We start from the raw sequence: 1889 nt of genomic DNA on the forward strand, positions 1-1889 counted from the left end.
TGTCATACTGCTCTTCTCCTCCGGTAAAATCGTCTGCTCAGGTGCCAAGAGCGAGCACGATGCCTGGGAGGCCGTTAGAAAGCTCCTCCGCGAGCTGGAGAAGTACGGTTTAATCGAGGAAGAGGAGGAGTGGTGAGGCCGCTTGGCCTTCTCCGTTATCTATTCTCCCGTTTTCCTTGAACACAGACCCGGGAACTATCACCCCGAGAACCCCGACCGGCTGTTGAGGGCATCGGGCGTTCTAAAAGAGCTGGGACTATGGGAGCCGGTTGAGCCGGAACCCGTGGGCATGGAGGAACTCCTGAGGGTTCACTCGAAGGAATACGTAGAGCTGGTCCGCGAGAGTAGCAGAACCTTCTCGTACCTCGACCCGGACACCTACGTCTCCCCTGGCACGTGGGAAGCGGCTTTAACGGCGTTTGGAGCTTCGAAGCTGGCCGTCGAGCTGGCGCTGGAGAAGAAAGGCCTTTACCTCGCCCTCGTTAGGCCGCCGGGCCACCACGCCGGAAAATCCGGAAGGGCATTCAACGCTCCCACTTTGGGCTTCTGCATCTTCAACAACGCGGCATACGCGGCGAGGGTTGCGGAGGAGCTCGTCGGGAAGGTTTTGGTGATTGACTTCGACGCCCATCACGGCAACGGGACGCAGGAGATACTCTGGAACGACCCCAACGCGGTTCATATAGACCTTCACGAGCGTGATATTTACCCCTGGAGCGGCTACGAGCACGACGTCGGCGGGAAAGGGGCCGAAGGTACAAAAATCAACCTGCCGATGCCTCACTACTCCGGAGATGACGACTTCATCTACGCCTGGGACGAGGTTGTTCTCCCCCTCTTGGCCCAGTTCAGGCCGAAGCTCGTGGTCGTCTCGGCTGGATTTGACGGATTCCTCGGCGAGAACCTGACGACGCTTCGCCTCAGTGAACTCTTCTTCGCCTACGCGGGCTCAACGCTCTCGCGCTATCCGCTCGCGGTGATTTTTGAGGGCGGCTACTCGGTCGGCCTTGACAAAGGTTTGCCTGCCTTTATCAGGGGCTACCTCAGCGGTGAAATCCGCGAGGTCCCGGTCAGTCCATCGTACGAAGCTTTGAGAACGGTGGCGAGGGTCAAAGAGGTGCAGTCCGAGTGGTGGGAGTTCTGACTTAAAAGACAAATGGCCTACCTGAGGGTAAGTTGATTTACGCTGCTGGGAATGAAAGAAAAAGACGAATCAACTGAAGCTCGCGAAGCCTATCTCGTACAGCTGGCGGAGCATGCGGAGAACTTTCCTGGCCGTGTGTTTGAAGCGGAAGTTGTTTTCATATTTCTCCCAATTTGTGAGCATTTCAATTATTGCCTCACTGTTTAGTTTATCTATGTCTGTTGGAAGTTCCAACGTTTTTGTGTTTGCTCTCTCGGTAAAGCTAACTCTGAACTTTACTGGGCTGTTGTTTTCTTGTCTTAAGCACTCCACCAAAATGACTTTCAAAGGCTCTTCGAGCTTCTTCCTGTTCCCGTGGAACTTCGGGAGGACTTTCATCAGGAGTGCAAGGTCGAAGATTTCGTCATCGTCCCTGAATTCCACGATGCCTTTGTCCCGGCTCTCCTTGGCGCTCTGGAAAAACAGCGCAATCTCATCAACGACGCGATAGCCGAAGTGCATATCGTAGGGTTCAAGGGCCCCGTTAAGTTCAACGAGAACTCTCCAGTACTCTGTGCCTTTTAGGGCCCTGACTGCTTTGTTTGCCTCTTCCTTTGAACGAGCGAGGAATTTGTTCTCTTCGCCGCGAAGGTCGGTTAGGATGGAGTCTCTAAGGGCTTTGATTGTTTCGGGTGATGGCTCTGACTCCGAGTCCTGTGGCGGGTAGTTTTCGAGGTCAACGTCGTGGAACTCCACCACAAAAGCT

1 protein-coding gene and 2 pseudogenes are annotated in these 1889 nt (G+C 54.6%); 2 read left to right on the top strand and 1 reads right to left on the bottom strand.

Translation table 11 applies throughout. From position 1 onward, the window contains the following. Positions 1-136: pseudogene (locus MVK46_RS05800) on the top strand (TATA-box-binding protein); the annotation flags it as partial. Positions 137-142: 6 nt separating this feature from the next. Further along, complete coding sequence (locus MVK46_RS05805) at positions 143-1144, top strand: histone deacetylase family protein (RefSeq protein ID WP_297535696.1); 1002 nt, start codon at positions 143-145, stop codon at positions 1142-1144. Between the two features lie 69 nt (positions 1145-1213). On the opposite strand, the pseudogene MVK46_RS05810 reads toward MVK46_RS05805, so the two are convergent. Beyond that, a pseudogene (locus tag MVK46_RS05810) lies at positions 1214-1889 on the bottom strand (hypothetical protein); the annotation flags it as partial.

The sequence above is a fragment of the Thermococcus sp. genome (assembly GCF_027066465.1).
GTDB lineage: Archaea > Methanobacteriota_B > Thermococci > Thermococcales > Thermococcaceae > Thermococcus.